The 22,319-nt window shown below is 72.3% G+C and carries 19 protein-coding genes; 10 read left to right on the forward strand and 9 right to left on the reverse strand.

Annotated features, from left to right (window positions below):
- The first annotated feature begins 115 nt into the window (after positions 1–115).
- The 5 genes from ACFV57_RS24610 to gatB all read left to right on the forward strand — a co-directional run bounded on the left by ACFV57_RS24610 (position 116) and on the right by gatB (position 6,060).
- A complete protein-coding gene (locus tag ACFV57_RS24610) occupies positions 116–2,233 on the forward strand; it encodes a putative bifunctional diguanylate cyclase/phosphodiesterase (protein WP_385236154.1) in 2,118 nt (705 codons plus the stop codon).
- Between the two features lie 258 nt (positions 2,234–2,491).
- The gene (gene gatC / locus ACFV57_RS24615) at positions 2,492–2,788 is read left to right on the forward strand and encodes an Asp-tRNA(Asn)/Glu-tRNA(Gln) amidotransferase subunit GatC (RefSeq protein ID WP_003984986.1); all 297 of its coding nucleotides are present in this window, start codon (positions 2,492–2,494) and stop codon (positions 2,786–2,788) included.
- 5 nt (positions 2,789–2,793) lie between these two features.
- Complete coding sequence (gene gatA, locus ACFV57_RS24620) at positions 2,794–4,287, forward strand: Asp-tRNA(Asn)/Glu-tRNA(Gln) amidotransferase subunit GatA (RefSeq protein WP_385236158.1); 1,494 nt, start codon at positions 2,794–2,796, stop codon at positions 4,285–4,287.
- The gene (locus tag ACFV57_RS24625; RefSeq protein ID WP_385236161.1) at positions 4,284–4,526 is read left to right on the forward strand and encodes a hypothetical protein; all 243 of its coding nucleotides are present in this window, start codon (positions 4,284–4,286) and stop codon (positions 4,524–4,526) included. The genes gatA and ACFV57_RS24625 overlap by 4 nt, the downstream gene beginning before the upstream one ends.
- A 25-nt stretch (positions 4,527–4,551) precedes the next feature.
- Positions 4,552–6,060, forward strand: a complete 1,509-nt coding sequence (gene gatB / locus ACFV57_RS24630) for an Asp-tRNA(Asn)/Glu-tRNA(Gln) amidotransferase subunit GatB (protein ID WP_385236164.1) — start codon at positions 4,552–4,554, stop codon at positions 6,058–6,060.
- A gap of 99 nt (positions 6,061–6,159) precedes the next feature.
- Here the strand turns inward: gatB and ACFV57_RS24635 are convergent, their stop codons facing one another.
- Positions 6,160–7,905, reverse strand: a complete 1,746-nt coding sequence (locus ACFV57_RS24635) for a chitinase (protein ID WP_385236167.1) — start codon at positions 7,903–7,905, stop codon at positions 6,160–6,162.
- Between the two features lie 343 nt (positions 7,906–8,248).
- Between ACFV57_RS24635 and ACFV57_RS24640 the strand changes: the two genes are divergently transcribed.
- The gene (locus ACFV57_RS24640) at positions 8,249–9,898 is read left to right on the forward strand and encodes an FAD-binding protein (protein WP_385236170.1); all 1,650 of its coding nucleotides are present in this window, start codon (positions 8,249–8,251) and stop codon (positions 9,896–9,898) included.
- A 46-nt stretch (positions 9,899–9,944) separates the two neighbouring features.
- Here ACFV57_RS24640 and ACFV57_RS24645 read toward each other — a convergent pair whose 3' ends face one another.
- The 5 genes from ACFV57_RS24645 to ACFV57_RS24665 form a co-directional block, all read right to left on the reverse strand.
- Positions 9,945–10,187, reverse strand: a complete 243-nt coding sequence (locus ACFV57_RS24645) for a hypothetical protein (RefSeq protein ID WP_385236173.1) — start codon at positions 10,185–10,187, stop codon at positions 9,945–9,947.
- A 30-nt stretch (positions 10,188–10,217) separates the two neighbouring features.
- Positions 10,218–10,703 (reverse strand): glycine-rich domain-containing protein, encoded by a 486-nt coding sequence (locus ACFV57_RS24650; RefSeq protein ID WP_385236176.1) that lies wholly within the window; start codon positions 10,701–10,703, stop codon positions 10,218–10,220.
- A gap of 77 nt (positions 10,704–10,780) precedes the next feature.
- Positions 10,781–11,056 (reverse strand): hypothetical protein, encoded by a 276-nt coding sequence (locus tag ACFV57_RS24655; protein ID WP_385236179.1) that lies wholly within the window; start codon positions 11,054–11,056, stop codon positions 10,781–10,783.
- Positions 11,053–11,328: a hypothetical protein gene (locus tag ACFV57_RS24660; protein ID WP_385236182.1), complete on the reverse strand. Its 276-nt coding sequence runs from the start codon at positions 11,326–11,328 to the stop codon at positions 11,053–11,055. The genes ACFV57_RS24655 and ACFV57_RS24660 overlap by 4 nt, the downstream gene beginning before the upstream one ends.
- Before the next feature lie 321 nt (positions 11,329–11,649).
- Positions 11,650–12,819, reverse strand: a complete 1,170-nt coding sequence (locus tag ACFV57_RS24665; protein WP_385236185.1) for a helix-turn-helix domain-containing protein — start codon at positions 12,817–12,819, stop codon at positions 11,650–11,652.
- A 220-nt stretch (positions 12,820–13,039) separates the two neighbouring features.
- On the opposite strand from ACFV57_RS24665, the gene ACFV57_RS24670 reads away from it, so the two are divergent.
- The 3 genes from ACFV57_RS24670 (at position 13,040) to ACFV57_RS24680 (ending at position 18,414) form a co-directional block, all read left to right on the forward strand.
- The gene (locus ACFV57_RS24670) at positions 13,040–15,166 is read left to right on the forward strand and encodes a phosphocholine-specific phospholipase C (RefSeq protein ID WP_385236188.1); all 2,127 of its coding nucleotides are present in this window, start codon (positions 13,040–13,042) and stop codon (positions 15,164–15,166) included.
- A gap of 245 nt (positions 15,167–15,411) precedes the next feature.
- Entirely contained in the window at positions 15,412–17,667 is a 2,256-nt protein-coding gene (locus ACFV57_RS24675) for an MMPL family transporter (RefSeq protein ID WP_385236191.1), read from the forward strand.
- 132 nt (positions 17,668–17,799) lie between these two features.
- Positions 17,800–18,414, forward strand: a complete 615-nt coding sequence (locus ACFV57_RS24680; protein ID WP_385236194.1) for a hypothetical protein — start codon at positions 17,800–17,802, stop codon at positions 18,412–18,414.
- A gap of 176 nt (positions 18,415–18,590) precedes the next feature.
- Here ACFV57_RS24680 and ACFV57_RS24685 read toward each other — a convergent pair whose 3' ends face one another.
- The 3 genes from ACFV57_RS24685 to ACFV57_RS24695 all read right to left on the reverse strand — a co-directional run bounded on the left by ACFV57_RS24685 (position 18,591) and on the right by ACFV57_RS24695 (position 21,245).
- Complete coding sequence (locus ACFV57_RS24685) at positions 18,591–18,773, reverse strand: DUF6191 domain-containing protein (protein WP_385236197.1); 183 nt, start codon at positions 18,771–18,773, stop codon at positions 18,591–18,593.
- 165 nt (positions 18,774–18,938) lie between these two features.
- The gene (locus ACFV57_RS24690) at positions 18,939–20,087 is read right to left on the reverse strand and encodes a PQQ-dependent sugar dehydrogenase (protein WP_385236200.1); all 1,149 of its coding nucleotides are present in this window, start codon (positions 20,085–20,087) and stop codon (positions 18,939–18,941) included.
- Positions 20,088–20,252: 165 nt separating this feature from the next.
- On the reverse strand, positions 20,253–21,245 hold the full coding sequence (locus tag ACFV57_RS24695; protein ID WP_385236203.1) for an aldo/keto reductase: 993 nt from the start codon (positions 21,243–21,245) through the stop codon (positions 20,253–20,255).
- Between the two features lie 87 nt (positions 21,246–21,332).
- On the opposite strand from ACFV57_RS24695, the gene ACFV57_RS24700 reads away from it, so the two are divergent.
- Complete coding sequence (locus ACFV57_RS24700) at positions 21,333–22,295, forward strand: 2-hydroxyacid dehydrogenase (RefSeq protein ID WP_385236206.1); 963 nt, start codon at positions 21,333–21,335, stop codon at positions 22,293–22,295.
- Positions 22,296–22,319 lie beyond the last annotated feature (24 nt).

The following is a 22,319-nucleotide window of genomic DNA, read 5'->3' on the forward strand; positions in this document are numbered from 1 at the left end:
CGGGTCGCATTCGGGCAACCGCTGCCGATCGCTGCCCGCGGCGGCCTTCTGCGGCCTACTGTTGAGGTGTGCGCCTGCCGTGGCGCGGGCACAGCCGGCTGTGAGAGGTATCGGAATGAAACCGACCGACAGCGCCGCTCCGGCGTCGCGGCTTGGCCGGCTCGTCGTGCCCGCGCTGCCCGCGGCCGTCGTGCTGGTGGCGGGCGGCGCGCTCGCGGTGGGAGTGATCCGGACGCTCGGCGCCGGCCGGGCGCTCTTCCCGGAAGGCGCCGTCGGCTGGGCCCTGGCGATCCTGACCGGTGTCATCGTGGGCCACCTGGTCGCGCTCGGCCGCGACCGCTGGTGGGGCGGCACCGGCTCGGGCGCGGCCCTGGCCCTCGCCGTCCTGCTGCTGTACGGCTGGGTGCCCGCCGTCCTGGTGAGCGTGGCCGTGGTCCTGCTCGTCGGCGCCGCCCGCCGCCACCGCTGGCGACAGGCCCTGCTGCACGGGGCGGTGGACATCCTCGGGATCGGCGCCGCGGCGCTGGGCCTCGCCGCCTTCCACGTCGTACCGACCATCGAGCACCCGTGGCAGCCCGCCGCCTGGGACCTGTCCGTACTGCCCGACATCCTGGTCGCGGCCGTCGCCTACCTGGTCGTCACCCGCGCCCTGCTGTGGTTCACGATGGCCCCGCGCGGCGGCGGCCTGCCCACCATCGCCCGGACGGCCCTGGCCCGCCAGGCCCTGGTCGGCGTGGCGCTGCTGGGGATCTCGCCGCTGATCGTGGTGGCCGCCGTGCACGCGCCCTTCTTACTCCCGATGTTCGCCGTCCCCCTGATCGCCCTGGACTCCACCCTGTGGATCGCCCGGGCCCGCGCCGAGGAGCAGCTGCGCGACCCGCTGACCGGCCTGCCCAACCGGCAGTGGCTGCTGGAGCGCACCTGGACCGCGCTGGACGACGCCGAGCGCATCGGCGCCCGCTCCGCGCTGGTCCTGATCGACCTGGACCGCTTCCGTTCGGTGAACGACACCCTCGGCCACCTGGCCGGTGACCGGCTGCTGCTCCAGATCGCCGACCGGCTGCGGCACGCGCTGCCGCGCGGGGCGGAAGTGGCCCGGCTCGGCGGCGACGAGTTCGCGGTCCTGCTGCCCACCGCGGACTCCCTGACCAGCGCCCAGCGGGTGGCCCGCAACCTGGTCGCCGCCCTGGGCTCCCCGCTGGACCTGGACGGACTCACCCTCGTGCTGGAAGCCAGCGCGGGGGTCGCGGTCTTCCCCGACCACGCGCTGGACGCCGAGGGCCTGCTGCGCCGGGCCGACGTCGCCATGTACCAGGCCAAGCGGGACCGCAGCGGCGTCGAGGTCTACGAGGCCAAGCGCGACGGCAACACCCCCGACCGGCTGGGCCTGTTGGGCGATCTGCGCCGCGCGCTGGACGCCGGCGACGTGGAGCTGCACTACCAGCCCAAGGTCGGCTTCGACGGCCACGTGGCCGGGCTGGAGGCGCTGGTCCGGTGGGTCCATCCGGAGCGCGGCAGGGTCCCTCCGGACGAGTTCATCGCCATCGCCGAGTCGTCCGGGCTGATGCCGCGCCTGACGGAGTACGTCCTGGAGACCGCGCTCGCCCAGGTGGCCCGCTGGCGCGCGTCCGGCCTGGAGGTGCCGGTCGCGGTCAACGTCTCCCCGCGCGACGTGCACACCCCCGGCTTCGCCGGCGCGGTGGCCGCGCGGCTGGCCCGCCATCAGGTGCCGCCCGGCTCCCTCCAGTTGGAGATAACGGAGCACGTCCTGCTGGAGGACCCGCAGCGGGCCGCCGACACGCTGGCCGGGCTGACCGGCCACGGGGTCAAGATGTCCCTCGACGACTTCGGCACCGGCTACTCCTCCCTCGTCCACCTGCGCCGGCTGCCGGTCAGCGAGCTGAAGATCGACCGCTCCTTCGTCGCCCGGCTCGCCGTCGACAACGAGGACGCCGAGATCGTCCGCTGCACGCTGGACCTGGCCCACTCGCTCGGCCTGCTCGTGGTCGCCGAGGGCGTCGAGGACGACGAGACCTGGGAGCGGCTGCGCGACCTGGGCTGCGACGCCGTACAGGGCTGGCTGGTCGCCGCCGCGATGCCGCCGGACGAGACCACGGCCTGGCTGCGGGCCCGCGGCGAGCGCGGCTGGCAGCGCGAGACGGAGCGGCCCGCCGCCGAGCCCCAGCACGAGCGCGCCACGGCGGTCGAGGAGGCCGACCAGCGCGTCACCTGACGCGCCCGCCGCCGTCGCGCGGCTCCGTACCCCGCCGGCCCCGTACCCCGCCCCGGTCCGCAGCCCTGCGGACCGGCCGCCACCGGCCCGCACCCGTACCCCGCCGGTGGCTCCGTACGGCCTCCCGCCCCCTTTTCCCCACCCCTCCGGAAACGACTGCGGCGAGCCCCTCCGGGAATGCGTTTCGAACCCCTATCGGCTACGCAATAGGATTGGCCCGGACAACACAGCCAAGACACTCACCCTGAGGATCGCTGCATGCCTGGCATCACGCGCGAGGAGGTTGCCCACCTCGCCCGGCTGGCGCGCTTGGAGCTGAAGGACGAAGAGCTCGATCACTTCGCCGGACAGCTCGACGACATCATCGGCGCGGTCGCCCGCGTCTCCGAGGTCGCCGACCAAGACGTACCGCCGACCTCCCACCCGCTGCCCCTGACCAACGTCATGCGGCCGGACGTGGTCCGTCCGTCGCTGACCCCCGAGCAGGCGCTGTCCGGCGCCCCGGCCCAGGAGCAGCAGCGTTTCAAGGTGCCGCAGATCCTGGGGGAGGAGTGACCGACATGGCAGATCTGATCAAGCTCACCGCCGCCGAGACCGCGGCGAAGATCGCCTCCGGCGAGGTCACGGCCGTCGAGGTCACCGAGGCGCACCTGGCCCGCATCGAGGCCGTCGACGAGAAGGTGCACGCCTTCTTGCACGTGGACCGCGAGGGCGCGCTCGCCCAGGCCCGCGCCGTGGACGCCAAGCGCGAGCGCGGCGAGAAGCTGGGCCCGCTGGCCGGCGTGCCGCTCGCCCTGAAGGACATCTTCACCACGGAGGGCATTCCCACCACCGTCGGCTCGAAGATCCTCGAAGGCTGGATCCCGCCGTACGACGCGACGCTGACCAAGCGGCTCAAGGCCGCCGACGTGGTCATCCTCGGCAAGACCAACATGGACGAGTTCGCCATGGGGTCCTCCACCGAGAACAGCGCCTACGGCCCGACCGGCAACCCCTGGGACCTCACCCGCATCCCCGGCGGCTCCGGCGGCGGCTCCTCCGCCGCGCTCGCCGCCTACGAGGCCCCGCTCGCCATCGGCACGGACACCGGCGGCTCCATCCGCCAGCCCGCCGCCGTCACCGGCACGGTCGGCGTCAAGCCCACCTACGGCGCGGTCTCCCGCTACGGCATGGTGGCGTTCTCCTCGTCCCTCGACCAGGGCGGGCCCTGCGCCCGTACGGTCCTGGACGCGGCGCTCCTGCACGAGGCCATCGCCGGCCACGACGAGCTGGACTCGACCTCCATCGACGCGCCGGTCCCGGCGGTCGTCGAGGCGGCCCGCAACGGCGACGTCAAGGGCATGCGCGTCGGCGTCGTCAAGGAGTTCTCCGGCGAGCACTACCAGGCCGGCGTCATGCAGCGCTTCAACGAGTCCGTGGAGCTGCTGCGGGAGCTGGGCGCGGAGGTCGTCGAGATCTCCTGCCCCTCCTTCGACCTCGGACTGTCGGCGTACTACCTGATCGCGCCGTCCGAGTGCTCCTCGAACCTGGCCCGCTTCGACGCCATGCGCTACGGCCTGCGGGTCGGCGACGACGGCACCCGCTCGGCCGAGGACGTCACGGCCCTGACCCGCGAGGCCGGCTTCGGCCCCGAGGTCAAGCGCCGCGTGATGCTCGGCACGTACGCGCTCAGCTCCGGCTACTACGACGCGTACTACGGCTCGGCGCAGAAGGTGCGCACCCTGATCACCCGGGACTTCGAGAAGGCCTTCGAGCAGGTCGACGTGCTGGTCTCGCCGACCACGCCCACCACCGCCTTCCCGATCGGCGAGCGCGCCGACGACCCGATGGCGATGTACCTCGCCGACCTGTGCACGATCCCGACGAACCTGGCAGGCAACGCGGCCATGTCGCTGCCCTGCGGCCTGGCCCCCGAGGACGGGCTGCCGGTGGGTCTGCAGATCATCGCTCCTGCCATGGCCGACGACCGGCTCTACAAGGTCGGTGCCGCGGTCGAGGCCGCGTTCACCGCCCGTTGGGGGCACCCGCTGCTTGAGGAGGCACCGTCCCTGTGAGTGGAAAGCTCGCGAAGGCCAAGGGCTTCAAGAAGTCCAAGGCCGGTACGTATCTGTCCATCGGCACCACGCTGTTCGGTGCGGTGAGCGTCGTCAAGCAGGCGAAGGCGGCCAAGGGCGAGCAGGACCGGCTCCAGCTGCTCGATGCCGTCGTCTCCGCCGCCGCCATCGCCACCGGAGTCGCGCTGCTGGTCCGCGATCTGCGTCGGCTCGGCAACGACGACGTGCTCGCGGGCTGAGCGGGACTGAGAGGTAAAGTTTTCCGTGACCGTCACTGAACTGGTGTCGTACGAGGACGCGCTGGCCACCTACGACCCCGTGATGGGTCTTGAGGTGCACGTCGAACTCGGCACCGAGACCAAGATGTTCTGCGGGTGCTCGACCGCCCTGGGCGCCGACGCCAACTCGCAGACCTGCCCCACCTGCCTCGGCATGCCCGGCTCACTGCCGGTCGTCAACGCGGTGGGCGTCGAGTCCGCCGTCAAGATCGGCCTGGCCCTGAACTGCTCGATCGCCGAGTGGTGCCGTTTTGCCCGGAAGAACTACTTCTATCCGGACATGCCGAAGAACTTCCAGACGTCGCAGTACGACGAGCCCATCGCCTTCGACGGGTACCTGGACGTCCAGCTGGAGGACGGCGAGGTCTTCCGCGTGGAGATCGAGCGCGCCCACATGGAGGAGGACACCGGCAAGTCGACGCACGTCGGCGGCGCCACCGGCCGTATCCACGGCGCGTCCCACTCCCTGCTGGACTACAACCGCGCCGGCATCCCGCTCATCGAGATCGTCACCAAGCCCATCCAGGGCGCGGGCGAGCGGGCCCCCGAGGTCGCCAAGGCGTACGTCGCCGAGCTGCGCGAACTGATCAAGGCGCTGGGCGTCTCCGAGGCCCGGATGGAGATGGGCCAGATGCGCTGCGACGTGAACCTGTCGCTGCGTCCCAAGGGCACCGAGAAGTTCGGCACCCGCTCGGAGACGAAGAACGTCAACTCGCTGCGCAGCGTCGAGCGGGCCGCCCGCTTCGAGGTCCAGCGGCACGCGGCCGTGCTGTCCTCGGGCGGCACGATCGTGCAGGAGACCCGTCACTTCCACGAGGAGGACGGCTCCACCACGCCCGGCCGGATCAAGGAGGAGGCCGAGGACTACCGGTACTTCCCGGAGCCCGACCTCGTCCCGGTGGCGCCGTCGCGCGAGTGGGTCGAGGAGCTGCGCCGGGGCCTGCCCGAGCTGCCGCGCGTGCGCCGCAACCGGCTGCGCGAGGACTGGGGCGTCTCCGAGCACGACATGCAGTCGATCCTCAACGCCGGCGCCGTGGACCTGATCGTCGCCACCATCGAGGCCGGCGCGGACTCCGCCGCCGCCCGCAAGTGGTGGATGGGCGAGCTGGCCCGCCGCGCCAACGAGGACGGCGTCGACCTCGCCGCCCTGCCCATCACCCCGGCGCAGGTCGCACGGGTCGCCGCGCTGGTCGCCGAGGGCTCCCTCAACGACAAGCTGGCCCGCCAGACCATCGAGGGCGTCCTCGCGGGCGAGGGCGACCCGGACACCGTCGTCGACAAGCGCGGCCTGAAGGTCGTCTCCGACGAGGGCGCGCTGGGCAAGGCCGTCGACGAGGCGATCGAGTCCAACGCCGCCATCGCCGACAAGATCCGCGGCGGCAAGGTCGCCGCGGCCGGCGCCCTGGTCGGCGCGGTCATGAAGGCCACCCGCGGCCAGGCCGACGCGGCCCGCGTCCGCGAGCTGATCCTGGAGAAGCTGGGCGTCGAGGGCTGACGTCCGGCCGCAGCGGCCCGAAGGGGCGGCACACCTCCGCGGTGTGCCGCCCCTTTGCCGTACAGCCGTCGGGCCGTTTGGCGTACAGCCGTCGAACGGTTACGGCAGGTTGTGCACGTGCGGCCCCACCGCGTTGGACCAGGCGTTGCCGGTCGCCGCGTCCCAGTTGGTGGACCAGGTCATGGCGCCGCGCAGGGACGGGTAGGTCTTGGCGGGCTTGAAGGAGCCGCAGCCGGTGCCCTTGGTGAGGCAGTCGAGGGCGTTGTTGACGATGCCGGGCGACACGTAGCCGCCGCCCGCGGCGCGGGTGGAGGCGGGCACACCGATGCCGACCTGGGACGGGTCGAGGCCGCCTTCGAGCTGGATGCAGGCCAGCGCGGTGAGGAAGTCGACCGTGCCCTGCGAGTAGACCTTGCCGTCGCAGCCGAGCATCGAACCGCTGTTGTAGTACTGCATGTTGACGACGGTGAGGATGTCCTTGATGTTCAGCGCGGTCTTGAAGTAGCCGCCCTGGGTGGACTGCATGTCGATGGTCTGCGGGGCCATGGTGATGACCAGCTTGCTGCCCGCCTTCTGGGACAGCGAGCGCAGGGCCTGCGACATGTAGGTCGGGTTGATGCCGTTTTCGAGGTCGATGTCGACGCCGTTGAAGCCGTACTCCTGCATCAGGGCGTAGGCGCTGTTGGCGAAGTTGTTCGCGGAGGCCGGGTCGTTGACGGAGATGGTGCCCTTCTCGCCGCCGACGGACAGGATGACGTTCTTGCCGGCCGCCTGCTTGGCCCTGATGTCGGCCTTGAACTGGGCGACGGTGTAGCCGCCGAGGCCCGCCGAGTCGAGGTTGAAGGTGATCGCGCCGGGCGTGGTGGTGGCGTCGGCGAAGGACACCGCGATGATGTCGTACTGGCCGGGCACGTCACTGATCTTCTGTACGGTCGCGCCGTTGTTGAAGTTCTGCCAGTAGCCGGTGACCGCGTGCTTCGGTACGGAGGGGCCGGGCTCACCGCCACCCGGGGACGTGGTGGCGGTGACCTCGGCGGACTTGGCGGACTCGCCCGCGGCGTTGGTGGCGGCGACCTGGAAGCGGTACGCGGTGGCGGGGCTCAGGCCGGTCACGGTGGCCGACGTGCCGGTGACCGCCTGGACCTTGGTGCCGTCGCGGTAGACGTGGTAGCCGGTGGCGTACTTGGCCGGATTCCAGGACAGGGCGACGGAGGACGAGGTGACCGCGCCCGCGGTCAGCCCGGCGGGCGTTTCGGGGGCGGGGTCGCCCGGGTCGCCGTTGCCGCCGTCCGGTCCGAAGACGCTGATGTCGTCGGCGAAGTAGGCGGACTGCCCGTACCAGCCGTGGGTGTAGACGGTGACGGAGGTGGTGGAGGGGCCGGTGGTGAAGGTGGTCTTCAGCTGCTGCCAGGTGGTGGCGCCGGGGGCCCAGGTGGACACGTCGGTGGTGCCGGTGCCGCTGGCGCCGAGGTAGACGTACGAGCCCTGGACGTAGGCGCTGAGCGTGTACGTGGAGTTCGGCTTGACCGCCACGTTCTGCGAGCACTTGGCCTGGTCCGTGCCGGAGGGGCCGGCCTTCAGGGCCGAGGTGCCGCCGTGCACGGGGGAGGACACGGTGGAGCCGGCGGCCGAGGAGCAGGTCCAGTTGGAGAGCCCGGCCTCGAAGCCCGGGTTCTTGGCGTTGTTGACGTCGGCGGCGGCCTGGCCGGCGGGGTGGGGAGCCGCCGAGGCGCCGGCCTGGGTGCCGGTCACGGCCAGGGTGGCGGCGGCCAGACCGGTGAAGGCGGTGGTGAGCCACCGTCTGTGCCGGGAGCGGGGGGTGCGGGACATGAGGGGGTGCGGCATGGCTGTCTCCAAGTCATGGGCCCGGGAGGGCCGCCCGCCCGGTCCGGAGGTGCGTCGGGCGTTGCGCACAAAATGGTCCAGACCAATGCGGTTGTCAAGAGTTTGTGAAGAGTTCGCTTACGGGCGCCCGTTGCCACGGGGGAAGCAGGCAACCCTTCTCGCGGAGGATGTGTGCCCGCAGCCCGCCCTCCTGGGGGATGGGGAGCGCCGTGCGCCGTACATCGTTCTCCCTACGGTGCGGTTGGTCATCGTGGACGATGCTCCGGCGCCGGACGGGGCCGATCGTGGATACGTGCATCAGCAGCAACCACCGTTGAAAACACCACAGTTACGGGAGCGGGCCATGGGCGAAGTGACGCGTCGGAGTCTGCTCGCGGGTGCGGCGGCCCTGGGGGGAACGGTCACGGCCGCGCCGGGCATCGCGAGCGCCGCGCCGACCGCCCCCGCGGCCCCTGCCGCCCCCGCCGCCCCGGCGGCCGACCGCCCGCCGGGGCAGCGCCCGGTCACGGTCGGCCCCGACGACCCGCGCTACCTCTCGCTCACCCGCCGCGGCAGCAACGCGCGCTTCACCGGCAAGCCCGAGCGCGTACACGTCGTCAGCACCACCGAGCAGGTCGTCGCCGCCGTGCAGCAGGCCGTACGGGACGGCAGACGCATCGCCGTACGCAGCGGCGGCCACTGCTTCGAGAACTTCGTCGACGACCCGTCCGTCCGCGCCCTGATCGACACCTCGCCCATGCGGGCGGTCCGCTACGACGCCGCCCGGCGGGCGTTCGCCGTCGAGCCCGGCGCCCTGCTCGGCGAGGTCTACCGCGCGCTGTTCCTCGGCTGGGGCGTGACCATCCCGGCGGGCGCCACCGCCGAGGTCGGGGTCGGGGGGCACGTCCTCGGCGGCGGATACGGCACGCTCTCCCGGAGGTACGGACTGTCCGTCGACCACCTGTACGCCGTCGAGGTCGTCGTGGTCGACCGGTCGGGCACTGCCCGCAGCGTGGTGGCCACCCGGGACCCGAAGGACCCGAACCACGACCTGTGGTGGGCGCACACCGGCGGCGGGGGCGGCAACTTCGGCATCGTCACGCGCTACTGGTTCCGCGACCCGGCGGCGAAGGGCGACGACCCCGCGCGGCTCCTGCCCAGGGCGCCCGGGGCGCTCCTCAGCTTCTACGCGGCCTGGGACTGGAAGCACCTGGACGAGCGTGCCTTCACCCGGCTGCTGCGCAACCACGGCACCTGGTACGAGCGCAACAGCGGACCGCACTCCCCGTACGCCGGGCTGTTCAGCCTGCTGATGGCCAACGCGCGCGGCAGCGGCGACATCGTCCTGACCGGGCAGCTGGACGCGGCGACGCCCGGTGCCGAGCGGCTGATGCGGGACTATGTGGACGCCGTCGGGCACGAGGTGGGGGCGCGGCCCGTCGTCGGCCACGACGAGACGCCGTGGCTCCAGGCGGTGGCCTCGGTACAGGAGACCGCTCCCGCCGCGTTCAAGATCAAGGCGGGCTATCTGCGGAAACGGTTCACGGACCAGCAGATCGGGGCGGCCCACACGTACCTGACGCGTGCTGCCGGCGAGGAGGGCGGGGAGACCAGCGCCCGGGGAGCGCTGTGGCTGGTCTCCTACGGCGGGCAGGTCAACACGGTCGCGCCGGAGGCGACCGCCGTCGCCCAGCGGGACTCGATCCTCAAGGCTATCTACCTGACCAGCTGGGAAGCGGGGGAGGCGGCCGGACCGCGCCTGGCCTGGATCCGGAACTTCTACCGTGCGGTGTACGCCGACAGCGGCGGCGTGCCCGTGCCGGGGGAGGGCAGTGACGGCGCGTTCGTCAACTACCCGGACGTGGACCTTGCCGACCCGGCCCTGAACACTTCCGGCGTCCCGTGGCACACGCTCTACTACAAGGACAACTACCCGCGGTTGCAGCGCGTCAAGGCCCGCTGGGACCCGCGCGACGAGTTCCGGCACGCGTTGTCCATCCGCCTACCGCGGTGATCGTACCCGCGCCCGGGCTGCCCACGGGCAGGCCGGGCGCGGGCGGTCAGCTGCCGCCGGGCGGGACGATGAAGCCCCGGGTAGGGCCGCCACCGGCTTCGGGCTCCCCGAACCGGGCGACGACCGCCGCCAGTACGTCAGGGGTGATGTCCTTGCGCGTCCCGGCATCGGGGCTGTCGTACACGCGCCAACCCCCTGCCGCGCGGCCCGGTTCCTCCGGCGCGACGACCCCGGGAATACCCAGTCGCCTCAGCGTGACGTCCACGCGCCGGGCTGCTTCCGCGTCCATGCGTTCACCTTCTCTGCCGGGGGCGGCAGCCTAGCTGTTCTGGCCGCCGCCATGTGTCGCGCAGTCTCCAGGGTTGATGGGGCCACACCCTCCTGGCTTCGGGGTGTGCGAACAGTTCGCCGCAACCGGTACGAGGGCCTTGGCCGGCCCCGTCCACAGCGCGCTGTCCACGCTGTGCCCGGCCTGCTCGATGAGGGACACGGTGCGGGCCAGTGCGTGCGGGTCGTGCCGCTCGGGGCCCGGCCGCTCCGGGTAGTGGTGCACGAACCGTCCGAGCTGTTCGCACAACTTGGCGTACGGGTCCGTGTGCAGAATCAGCGCGTGCCACCCTTCGTCCACCACGCGTGACGGGGTGATCCTCACCGTGGGGAACGTGGCGGCCGCGTCCACGAACTTGATGGCCTCCGTGGCGATCCGCGTGGCTGTAGCCCTCTCCATGCCGGGGTTGTTGTCGATGACCGTTGCGACGACACCCCCGAATGCGGCAGGGGTGAGAAGTGCGCGTGCGTCGTGCATGTGCTGTGTCTCCCTGTTCGGGTCGACCCGCTCCGGCCGCTCGGCCTGTCCAGGGTGAGGGCGGCCGGAGCGGGGGCTCAGCGGGGCGCCGGGAGTGGTGGAAGGGGCGCTTGGCCCTCGTTCAGTTCCAGGCGGCGTACGAGTGCCACGTCCTGGAACGTCCGGGCGAACGTCGGGTGCCCCGTACGGCCCGTGTGTGCCATGGCCGCCAGGTCGGCCGCCTTCAGATCGGCGGTCGCCGACAGCGTCCACGGGCATCCGCCGGTCAGGCAGCACGCCGATACGGTGATCTCACTTTGCGGGTGCGTGCCGATGGCGTGCTGCACGGCGCGGATCACGCTGCGGGGGCTCATGGGCGCACCGCCGGTTCGGCGGTCGGCAGTCCCAGCACGCGCGGCTCGTGAGGGTGGTTGCGGATCTCCAGTGAACAGTCCAGGGCCGCCGAGTGGTTGGTGTAGCCGTCCGCGGTGCCCTTGCCCGTCCGGTAGGCCCGTCGCCATGCCGCAGCGCTTGCGCACACCTTGCAGCCTTCGACCGGCGCCGGTTCCAGTGACGGGGCGTGCATCGGGAGAGTGACCGGTGGCTCCGGGTAGCTGCGGTGCGGTGGGGGATGGGGGCGGTTCATGGTCGGCTCCCGACCGGGCGCGTCCAGGTCCGGGCCCGGGCGCGTTCCTCGTCGGTGGGCTTGCGCAGCTGGTGGGGGCGGACTGTCCACTCGGCGCCTCCGCCCGGCGGAACGAGGCAGGCAGAGCCTTCGAGCAGTCTGCGAACCTCGCCGAGCCGGCCGTTCGTCGTGTCTACCGCGTACGTGCCCGTGGCGGGCGCCCAGTCGTGGGCCATGGTGCATCGCCGTCCCTCGCGTGGTCCGATGACTCAACGCTAGGGACGGCCACTCTCTGTTGTCTGTGGCACTTCGGAGGCCCGCCGAGGGGAAGTGCCACACGTGCTAGAGCGGCAGGCCCACCACGTCAGCCATGGCCCGCATGTCCGCCGTCAACGTCCGCCGTCCTTGGGTCACCCGGCCGAGGATGTCCCGGGCATAGCGCTGGTTCGGCAGCCATTCCGGGCTGTCGGCACGGATCTGCTCCAGCTTGCCGAACGCCTCGGCGTAGTCGCCGGTCTTGGCGTACGCGTCGGCCACGTCCAGCAAATGGCGGTTCCGGTTGTTCGACGTCGGCTTGAGGCTGAAGACGGGCACGCGTTCGGCGATGCGGAGCACCATGTCGGGCCGGTCGGTCACACTGGCGTTCTCCGCGGCCTTGAGCTTGACCGTGGTGGGGCCGAACGTGCGGAGGAAGTCGTTGTTCGGCGCGTGCTCACGCCCCAGTGCGACCGCTGCCGCCGTGGCAAGCCTCAGCGCGTCCTCCGCGTCGCCTGGCCGTGAGTTCCGTACGGCAGCGGCGGACACGCGTAGCAGCATCCAGCCCCACGTGCTCAGCTCCGCCGGGGTCGCGCGGGACATCCGGGGCTCGGTCTCGTCGGCCCACTTGACGGCCAGGTCGTATGCTTTTCCCAACTCGCCCTGCCGCAGCAGCAGCCAGCACTGTGTGTTGACTGTGGCAGCCCCCTCCATGCGGTGCGCCGAGTCGTCCAGGGCCCGCTCCAGGGCCGTCTCGGCGGCGTCGAACTGCCGGGTCTGGACCATGAGCCATCCGGCGAGTTGCAGAAGTCGCACACGCACCGCACGCCCCTCCGCGCCCAGCGCGTCCGCATCGCGCAGCAAGGGCGGCAACAGCACCGACAGCGCCGTGTACTGGTCGCCGGAGAACAGGGGAGCCGTGTCTGCCAGGGCGGCACGTACTCCGCTGACGGTCGGCGGCTCGTCGTCCGGCCCGATGATGACGGGGGGACGCTCCAGCGCGTCCCGGACGGCTGCCCACCGGTCCACTGTGTCGGCGCCGGCGCCCTCCGGGTCCGGTTCACCGGCCAGACGCATCGTCGGCACCCTCAGCGCGTGCGCGAGCTTGCGCAGAGTTTCCAGGCGGGCGGATTCCCGCTCTCCTTGTTCGAGTTTCCGGATGGCCGAGAGCGAGACTCCCGACGCGTCCGCCAATTCACGCTGTGACAGCCCGCGACGCTTGCGGACTTCTTTGACCCTCTGCCCCGCAGTGCTCATGTTCCGAGCGTACGACGCGGACCCCGCCCCGGATACGCAAAAGGCCCCACCCCCACCCGTCCCGCTGTTTCACAACCGGAACCGGACCCATCTGTTCTCGAAAACGTCACTCCGACACCTGTCGCCCGCCATCCCGCTCCACTACCGTCCGGCTCGCCCCCGCCAATGGGCCGGTGGTGAACCATTGCCCGACCGTGGGCAGTCGACTGGGAGGTCGAGCGTGGCATCCGAGGTATCTCGTAGACGGGTCATGGGACTTGGCGCGGCGGTGGCGGGCGCGGCGGCCGCCGGGTCGCTCCTGCCGCCGTCGCTGCAGCAGGCGCTGGCCGCCGAACCGGCGGCCGCCGGGCGCGGGCACGGGCGCGGCCGGGGCGGGCTCGGCGACATCCGGCACGTCGTCGTGCTGATGCAGGAGAATCGTTCCTTCGACCACTACTTCGGCATGCTGCGCGGCGTACGCGGCTACGCCGACCGCAACGCCGTCCGGCTCCCGGACGGCCGCAGCGTCTACGAACAGCCCGGCCCGTCCGGCGCCGGCACCGTCCTGCCCTTCTCGGTCCGGGAGGCCGCGGCGGCCCAGAAGAAGGACCTCCAGTACATCGGGGCGCTCAACCACGAGTGGGCCGGCGGCGCCAAGGCGTGGCGCGACGGCTGGATGGACAACTGGGTCACCGCCAAGACGGCCGCCACCATGGCCCACTACGACCGCCAGGACGTGCCGCTGCACTACGAGCTGGCCGACACCTTCACCGTCTGCGACGCCTACCACTCCTCGATCCACTCCTCCACCAGCCCCAACCGCAACCACCTGGTCAGCGGCTGGACCGGCTTCGAACCGGGCTCCGGCAAGCGCGCCGTGGGCAACGACGCCTACGCGGAGGACTCCCACCCCGGCTACACCTGGCCCACGTACGCCGAGCGCCTGGAGAAGGCCGGCCACAGCTGGCGCGTCTACCAGGAGTGGGACAACTTCACCGACAACAACCTGGAGTTCTACGCCACCTTCAAGGCGGTCATGAAGAAGGCCCTCGCCAAGGTGGGCGGCGTGCAGAACATGACCGCCTTCTACGGGAAGGTGGCGGCGGCGGGCGAGGCGGAGCGCAAGCGCTTGCAAGGGCTGCTGGACGAAGGTGTACGGGCGCTGAGCGCTGCCGACCGCAGCCTCTTCGAGCGCGCGCTGCGCCGCGGCGAGCCGAACTCCACGGCCACCGCCTTCGCCGCCGACGTCGCCTCGGGCAAGCTGCCCGAGGTGTCCTACATCGTCCCGTCCGCCGCGGACTCCGAGCACCCAGGCTCGTCCTCGCCGGTCGCCAGCGCCACCATCGTCTACAAGGTGCTCGACGCGCTCGGCAAGAACCCGGACGTGTGGCGGCACACCGCGCTCTTCCTCACCTACGACGAGAACGACGGCTTCTTCGACCACGTGCCGCCGCCGGTCCCGCCGCAGGGCACGGACGGCGAGTTCTGGGACGGCAAGCCGACCGGGCTCGGGATGCGCGTACCGATGCTCGTGATCTCGCCCTGGACGGTGGGCGGCCACGCCTGCTCGCAGGTCTTCGACCACACCTCGATCATCCGCTTCCTGGAGCGCTGGACGGGCGTGCGCGAGCCCCACATCAGCGCCTGGCGGCGCACCGTCTGCGGCGACCTGACCAGCGCTTTCGACTTCTCGCGCGGACGCGGGAAGCCCGCTGTCGACCGGCCCGGCGCGATCCCGCCGTTCAGCGGCCGCTGGGCCCCGCGCCCGCCGCGCGAGCAGCAGCTGCCGCGCCAGGAGCCGGGCACCCGGCCCGCGCGCCCGCTGCCGTACCAGCCCGACGCGGACGGCGCCTACGACGCGCAGGCGAAGCGCTTCCGGCTGGCCGTGCGCAACAGCGGCAGCGCCAGCGCGCACTTCGCGCTGTACCCGTACGCGGGGGAGTACGGCACGCCGCAGCACCGCGACGTGCTGGGCCGGGCCGACTGGGAGGTGCCGGTCAAGGACGGCGCGTACCGCTTCACCCTCACGGGCCCGAACGGGTTCCGGCGGGAGCACGCGGGCACGGCCGACGGCGCCGCCGCCGCGCTCCGGATCGGCACCCGCCTGGACGCGCACCGGCGCGAGCTGCACCTCACGCTCGTCAACAAGGGGCGCACCGACCTCACCTTCACCCTCAAACCGCTGGCGTACGACGACGCGGCGCCGCGCAAGGTCACGGTGCGGGCGGGCAGCACCCGTACCGTCGCGCACTCCGCGGCGGCGGCGCACGGCTGGTACGACCTGGACCTGTCCGTGGCGCAGGACACGGCCTTCCACCGCCGCTTCATGGGGCACATAGAAAACGGAAAGGAATCGATCACCGGCTGACCCCGGGCGGGCGGAACCGGTCGGCTCCGGCGCCCGGCCGGGTTCCGCTTCCCGGTCCCTTTGTGGGGAAGTCCACAAAGAGGTCAAAGGATCTCTTGGTGCTGTCAGTCTGCAGGAGGTACGGGCCCGCCGCCCCTTCGTCGGCAGGCGGCGGTCCCGTGCTTCCCCCTCCATTACGCGTTCGGCACCACGGGTACATCCCGGGAGACATCGGCGCCTGACCCGGGAAGCAGACGAAGAGCTTGATGACCGCACTGACCCGGTGGTGCCTGCGGCGCCGCATCGTCGTGATCGTGCTCTGGCTCGCCGCCTTCGCGGGAGCCGCCGCCGCGGCCGGAGCCGCCGGCTCCGCGTACTCGGACCACTACGACGTCCCGGGCACGGAATCGGGGCAGGCCCAGGCCCTGATGGAGCAGGCGTTCCCCGGCGGGTCCGGGGACGGCGACACGATCGTGTGGCACACGGAGCACGGCACCGTACGGGCGGGCGCCGTGCAGAAGGACCTCCAGCAGACCCTCGACAAGGTCGCCGGACTGCCCGGGGTCGCGTCCGTACAGAGCCCGTACGGACGCGAGGGCGCCGCACAGATCAGCCACGACGGGCACACCGCCTACGCCGGCCTCACCTTCGACGCCCCCGCCGAGGACCTGGACAAGGCCCAGGTCCAGCGCGTCGTGGACACCGCCAGGTCGGCCGCCGCGGACGGACTGCAGGTGGAGCTGGGCGGCGCCGGCGTCGCCGTCACCGAGACCGCCGGGTCCCAGCTCGCCGAACTCATCGGACTCGGCGCCGCCGCCGTCGTCCTCTTCCTCGCCTTCGGATCGCTTGCCGCCACCCTCCTGCCGCTGGTCACGGCGGTGGTGAGCGTGGGCACCGCCTCGGCGGGCATCACCCTGCTCGGGCACGCCATGACGGTGGCCGACTTCGCCCCGATGCTGGGGATGCTCATCGGCCTCGGTGTCGGCATCGACTACGCGCTTTTCATCGTGACCCGGCACCGCAGAGGGCTGAAATCCGGTCTCACCGTCCAGGAGGCCGCCGAGCGCGCGGTGAGCGTGTCGGGGCGCGCGGTGGTCTTCGCCGGGGCCACCGTCTGCATCGCCCTGCTCGGGATGCTGATCCTGCGGCTGGGCTTCCTCAACGGCGTCGCCATCGCCGCCTCGCTCACCGTCGTCCTGACCGTCGCCGCCTCCGTCACTCTGCTCCCCGCCCTGCTCGGCGTCATCGGACCGCGGGCACTGAGCCGGCGCGAGCGGCGGCAGCTGGCCGCCGACGGGCCCTGCCCCGCGCCGCCCGCCGGCTTCGCGGCGTGGTGGTCCGGCTTCGTGGAGCGCCACCCCAAGCTGCTGGGGGCGGCCGCCGCCGTCGTCATGCTGGTCCTCGCGCTGCCCACGCTCTCCCTGCACCTGGGCACCTCCGACCAGGGCAACAACCCCGCGACGAGCACCACCCGGCAGGCCTACGACCTGCTCGGCAAGGGCTTCGGGCCGGGCTCCAACGGGCCGCTGACCCTGGTCGGCGACCTCGACGGGGCCAAGGACCGGCTCGCCTTCGACCGGCTGCCGGACGAGCTGCGGGGCACCCCGGGCGTGGCGCGGGTACAGGGCCCGGAGTTCGACGGCAGCGGCAGCACGGGCGTGATCACGGTCGTACCGGACGGCTCCCCGCAGTCGCGGCAGACCTCCGACCTGGTGGAACAGCTGCGTGCCGAGGTGCTGCCGAAAGCCGGGGAGGGCACCAGCATGCGGGTCCACGTCGGCGGGGTGACCGCCAGCTACGACGACTTCGCCTCCGTCATCGTCGGCAAGCTGCCGCTCTTCGTCGGCGTCGTCATCGGCCTCGGCTGTGTCCTGCTGCTCCTCGCCTTCCGCAGCATCGGCATACCGCTCAAGGCCGCCGCGATGAACGTCGCGGCCGTCGCCTCCTCCTTCGGGATCGTGGTGGCGATCTTCCAGTGGGGATGGGGGAGCGAACTGCTCGGGCTCGGCAGCGCGGGCCCGATCGAGCCGTTCCTGCCCGTGATCATGGTCTCGGTCCTCTTCGGGCTGTCCATGGACTACCAGGTCTTCCTGGTCAGCCGGATGTACGAGGAATGGCGGCGCACCGGCGACAACTGCCGCTCCGTACGGGTCGGGCTCGCGGAGACCGGCCGGGTGATCAACTCGGCGGCCGTCATCATGATCGCGGTCTTCGCGGCGTTCGTGCTCAGCGGGGACCGCATCATCGCGATGTTCGGCATCGGTCTGGCCGCCGCCGTCGCGCTGGACGCCTTCGTCCTGCGCACCCTGCTCGTCCCCGCCCTGATGCACCTGCTCGGCGGCGCCAACTGGTGGCTGCCGGGGTGGCTGGAGCGGTGGCTGCCGCGGATCAGCATCGAGCCGCCGCCGGAGCGGGAGCCGGGCGCCGGCCCGGGCACGGACGGCGGCGCGGCGCTTCCGGTTGCGGTTCCGCTTGCCGTGCCCGGGCCGCGGCGGGACGACGAGGGACTCGTACGGCGGTGACCGCGGGGCGGGCGCGCCCGGCGCGCGCACCGGCCGCCCCGGAGGGCTCACCCGTCCGCCACCGCGGCCGGTTTCCCACCGGTCCCGGCCGTTCTCATACGTCTCTCAGACGCGACGCCTACGGTCGCGCCCATGGACACCACCAAGACCGAAGAGCGCACCGACGACACGAAGGCCGACGAGGCCAAGGCGGCCACCGGGACGACGGAGGCCGACGGGGCGTCCGGGACCGCCGGGGCGGACGGGAAGGCGCCGGCCGACGCGGACGCCCCGAACGACGCGGACGCCGACGCGGCGGACGGTGACGAGACCGGGGACGCCGTCGCCGACGCGCCGCCCGCCGCCGCGACCGCGTCGGTGGCGTCCGGCGCCGGTGCCGTCGTCGCCGCCGGTCTGGGCCTCGCCTCGCTCACCGGCACCTGGCTCGGCACGGTGCTGGCCGAGCGCCAGACGCTGCTCGGCCAGATCAAGCTGCAGACGGGCAAGGCCACCGACCAGATCGGCACCGTCTACGGCGCCCCCTGGCACACCCACGCCCTCGTCAACGGCCTCTTCGCGCTGCTCGCCGTCGTGGTCGCGGGCCTGGTCCTCACCCGGACCCGCCCGGCCTGGGTACGGGCCGTGGCCTGGGGCGGACTCGCCCTCGGCGTGGTGGGGATCATCGTCTCCGCCGGCATGTACTTCGACCTGTTCGCGAGCCTGCCCACGCTGCCCAAGACCGGCGGCGCCGGAACCCCGGGTTCCTGAGGCCCCGGACACCGCGACCGTCCCGGAGCCGGCCGTGCCCCGGCCGTACGCGGCCGTCTGGGCACCGCCGGTCCGGGGCCGCGCCTGTGGGGGTCACCTTTGCGCCATTCGGCCCGTGGGGGCGGTCTCCCGGCGGCCGTCGTCGGACAGCCGGCGGCGGTCCCGGTCGGCCGCCGTCAGGACCGCGGCGGCGGCTCCTGCTCCGGCAGGCGGATCGTGACCCTGCCCGAGGACAGGTCTATCGGCCCCTTGCCCGGATCGCTGTCGCCGGTGTCGGTGACCACCAGGGCCAGCCGCCGCTGTTCCTCGTCGGTGTGCTTGCGCCCCGGCGCGAACAACTCCTCCATGAGGTTGAACATCCCGCCCCCTGACGACGTGCCCGGTCCCGTACGACGAGTGTAGGCACCACCGGGATGAAACGGATGGGTCCCGTGCCGCGGCATGCCCCGAGGCCGTCCGTCCCGCGCCATTCCGTCCCGCCCTGCCCCGTTCTGCCCCGTTCCGCCCGTTCCGTCCCGGCGCCGTCAGCTCACGGACAGGCGCAGAATCCGGTCGTCGCCCTTCTTCGGCTCACCACGCCCGTCGGTGTTGCTGGTGACGAGCCACAGCCCGCCGTCCCCGGCCGCCACGACCGTACGCAGCCGCCCGTACGCGCCCTGGAGGAACGCCTGCGGCCGCGCCGACGCCCGCCGCCCGTCGAGCGGAATCCGCCACAGCCGTTCGCCGCGCAGCCCCGCCATCCAGACCGAGCCCTCGGCGTACGCGATGCCGCTCGGCGAGGCGTCCGCGGTCTTCCACTGCGCCACCGGGTCCACGAACCGGGCGTCGCCCCGGCCCCTGCCCTCCACCTCGGGCCAGCCGTAGTTCTTGCCCGGCTCGATCAGGTTCAGCTCGTCCCACGTGTTCTGGCCGAACTCCGCGGCCCACAGCCGGCCCTCGGCGTCCCAGGCCAGCCCCTGCACGTTGCGGTGCCCGTACGTGTACACCACCGAGTCGGCGTCCGGATTGCCGTGCACCGGCTCGCCGTCCGGCGTCATGCGCAGGATCTTGCCGCCCAGCGACTTCCGGTCCTGCGCGAGGCCGGTGTCGCCGGTCTCGCCGGTGCCCGCGTAGAGCATCTTGTCCGGCCCGAACGCGATCCGGCCGCCGTTGTGGACCTGCCCCTTGGGGATGCCCTTCAGCACCGTGTCGGGAGCGCCCAGTTGACGGCCGGGCTGCCGCTTCGCGTCGTAGTTCATACGGGCGATGCGGTTGTCGGACTCGGTGGTGAAGTACGCGTACACCTGGTGGTCCCGGCCGAACGACGGCGCCACCGCGATCCCCAGCAGGCCGCCCTCGCCGCCGGGCACGACCCCCGGCACCGTGCCCAGCTCGGTCTTCGCGCCGCCGTCCGCCGCCACCCGGAAGACCTTGCCGGTATCGCGCGAGGACACCAGCAGGTCACCTCCCGGCAGCGCGGCCACTCCCCAGGGTGAGGTGAGATCGGTGGTCACGGTGCTGACGACCTTCACCGACCCCTTGGCGGGCGGGACGGAGGGGGAAGCGGAGGTCCGTGCGCCGTCCGGGGACGAAGCGGCGGACGAGGCACCGGGGGAGCCGGCCGGGTCCGGCGAGCCCCCGGAGGAGCAACCCGCCGCCAGCAGCACCGAGGCAGCGGCCAACACGGAGGTCACGGAGCGTCGTTGCACGGCGAAGTCCTCTCATCGACAAAACCCGCCTTACAACACCACACCCCACCCCTCACGTCAGGCCCCCACTCCGGCCCGGCCGCCGCGGGCCCGCCACCCGGCCCCGGCCCGCCGCTGCCCGGCGCCGTGCCGCACCGCGCCATGCCGCCTTCAGTCCCACGACCCCAGCGCCGGCGGCAGCGCGGCGATCTCCGCCAGGTCCCGGCGGTCCAGCACCAGCCCGGCCGCCCCGGCGTTCTCGGCAGCCCAATGTTCCTTCTTCGTCCCCGGTACGGGCACCACGTGCGGCCCCTGCGCCAGCACCCACGCCAGCGCCACCTGCCCCGGCGTCGCCCCGTGCCGCGCACCGATCCGGCGCAGCCCGGCCACCACCGGCTGGTTGGCGGCCATCATCTCGGCCGTGAAGCGCGGGTGCCGGGCCCGTATGTCCTCCGGCTCGAACCCCTGCCCGGGCGTCAGCGTGCCGGTGAGGAAACCGTTGCCCAGCGGCATGGCGGCGAGGAAACCCACCCCGCGCGTGACGCACCACGGCAGCAGCGACTCCAGCGCCTCCGTCGACCACACCGACAGCTCTGCCTGCACGCTGCTCACCGGGAACACCTGCTGTACGCGGTCCAACTGCCGCAGTGTCCCGTCGTACAGCCGCGTGCCCCTGCGGCGTCCGGCGCGCGCGCCCACCGCGCACAGCCCCAGCGACCGCACCTTCCCGGCAGCCACCAGCTCCGCCATCGCGCCCCAGGTCTCCTCGATGGGCACCTCGGGGTCGGTCCGGTGCAGCTGGTACAGGTCGATGCAGTCGGTCTGCAGGCGGCGCAGCGAGGCGTCGCAGGCCCGCCGCACGTACCCGGGGCGCCCGTTGGCGACGATGTGCTGCTCGCCCACCAGCAACCCGACCTTGGTCGACACGAAGGCCTCCGCGCGCCGCTCCTTCAGGGCCCGCCCGACCAGCAGTTCATTGGTGAACGGCCCGTACATGTCGGCGGTGTCCAGGAGGGTGCAGCCCCGGTCGAGCGCGGTGTGCACGGTGCGCAGCGAGCTCTCGCCGTTGCGCTGCGACTCGGTGTACCCCCAGTTCATCGGCATACAGCCGAGTCCGATAGCACCCACTTCGAGCGCTGTAGCCCCGATTGTCCTGCGCTCCACGTGGCCGTGCCTCCATCCCCTCGCCCCCGATCAAGGGCCTGACCAAACTAACGTCTGAGCGAAGGGGGTATCGCATAGCCTCGGGCCATGGCTTCCGCAGACCCGCGCACCGCCGCGAACGACGTATGGCTTCCGATCCCTCCTGATGAGGTCGGTGGACTGCCGGACGGCTTTCACTACGTCCATTGGGACGCCGGACCGGAGTTCCCCGCCGACCCCGCCCGCTGCGCCTTCTATGTGGTCCCGTACATGAAGAACCCGGAGGCGTGCCTACGGCCGCTGCCGGAGATGACCGCGCTGCGCGCCGTACAGACCCTGACCGCCGGCGTCGAGCACATGCTGCCCGCCCTGCCCCGGCTGCCCCTCGGGACCCCGCTGTGCAACGCCCGCGGGCTGCACGACGCCAGCACGGCCGAGCTGGCGCTCACACTGACGCTCGCCTCGCTGCGCGGCATCCCGGACTTCGTCCGCGGCCAGGAAGCGGAGCGCTGGCTGGCCGGGTTCCGGCCGGCGCTCGCCGACCGGAACGTCCTCATCGTGGGGTATGGATCGATCGGCAGTGCGATCGAGGACCGGCTCACACCTTTCGAGTGTGCGCGGGTGGCGCGCATTGCGCGCACCGCACGTGAGACCGTGCGCGGGCCCGTGCTTCCGCTCGCCGAACTCCCCGCCGAACTGCCGGAGGCGGACGTCGTGATCATCACCACGCCCCTCACCGACACCACCCGTGGCCTGGTCGGGAGCGATTTCCTGGCCCGCATGAAGGACGGAGCGCTGCTGGTGAACGTGGCGCGCGGCGCCGTCGTCAACACCAAGGCGCTTTTGGCGGAGCTGGAATCCGGGCGGCTGCGGGCGGCCCTGGACGTCACCGATCCGGAACCGCTGCCCGCCGGGCACCCGTTGTGGCACGCTCCCGGCGTGCTCATCACTCCACACGTCGGCGGCCCCAGCTCTGCCTTCCTGCCCCGCGCGAAGCGTCTCCTGAGGGAGCAGTTGACGCGCTTCGCCACCGGTGAACCCTTGAGCAACGTCGTGGCTACGGCCGGGTGAAACCTGCCCGGCCCCCTTGCGGGT

Origin of the sequence: Streptomyces sp. NPDC059788 (assembly GCF_042732265.1) — a bacterium.
Taxonomy (GTDB): Bacteria; Actinomycetota; Actinomycetes; order Streptomycetales; family Streptomycetaceae; genus Streptomyces.

Excerpts from the sequence above, each read along its gene's own strand:
- ACFV57_RS24645 (WP_385236173.1), bottom strand. The coding sequence starts at position 10,187 with ATGGACGCGGAAGCAGCCCGGCGCGTGGACGTCACGCTGAGGCGACTG.
- ACFV57_RS24700 (WP_385236206.1), top strand. The coding sequence starts at position 21,333 with ATGGCTTCCGCAGACCCGCGCACCGCCGCGAACGACGTATGGCTTCCG.
- ACFV57_RS24665 (WP_385236185.1), bottom strand. The coding sequence starts at position 12,819 with ATGAGCACTGCGGGGCAGAGGGTCAAAGAAGTCCGCAAGCGTCGCGGG.
- ACFV57_RS24640 (WP_385236170.1), top strand. The coding sequence starts at position 8,249 with ATGGGCGAAGTGACGCGTCGGAGTCTGCTCGCGGGTGCGGCGGCCCTG.
- gatC (WP_003984986.1), top strand. The coding sequence starts at position 2,492 with ATGCCTGGCATCACGCGCGAGGAGGTTGCCCACCTCGCCCGGCTGGCG.
- ACFV57_RS24635 (WP_385236167.1), bottom strand. The coding sequence starts at position 7,905 with ATGCCGCACCCCCTCATGTCCCGCACCCCCCGCTCCCGGCACAGACGG.
- ACFV57_RS24680 (WP_385236194.1), top strand. The coding sequence starts at position 17,800 with ATGGACACCACCAAGACCGAAGAGCGCACCGACGACACGAAGGCCGAC.
- ACFV57_RS24685 (WP_385236197.1), bottom strand. The coding sequence starts at position 18,773 with ATGTTCAACCTCATGGAGGAGTTGTTCGCGCCGGGGCGCAAGCACACC.
- ACFV57_RS24610 (WP_385236154.1), top strand. The coding sequence starts at position 116 with ATGAAACCGACCGACAGCGCCGCTCCGGCGTCGCGGCTTGGCCGGCTC.
- ACFV57_RS24655 (WP_385236179.1), bottom strand. The coding sequence starts at position 11,056 with ATGAGCCCCCGCAGCGTGATCCGCGCCGTGCAGCACGCCATCGGCACG.
- ACFV57_RS24675 (WP_385236191.1), top strand. The coding sequence starts at position 15,412 with ATGACCGCACTGACCCGGTGGTGCCTGCGGCGCCGCATCGTCGTGATC.
- ACFV57_RS24660 (WP_385236182.1), bottom strand. The coding sequence starts at position 11,328 with ATGAACCGCCCCCATCCCCCACCGCACCGCAGCTACCCGGAGCCACCG.
- ACFV57_RS24650 (WP_385236176.1), bottom strand. The coding sequence starts at position 10,703 with ATGCACGACGCACGCGCACTTCTCACCCCTGCCGCATTCGGGGGTGTC.
- gatA (WP_385236158.1), top strand. The coding sequence starts at position 2,794 with ATGGCAGATCTGATCAAGCTCACCGCCGCCGAGACCGCGGCGAAGATC.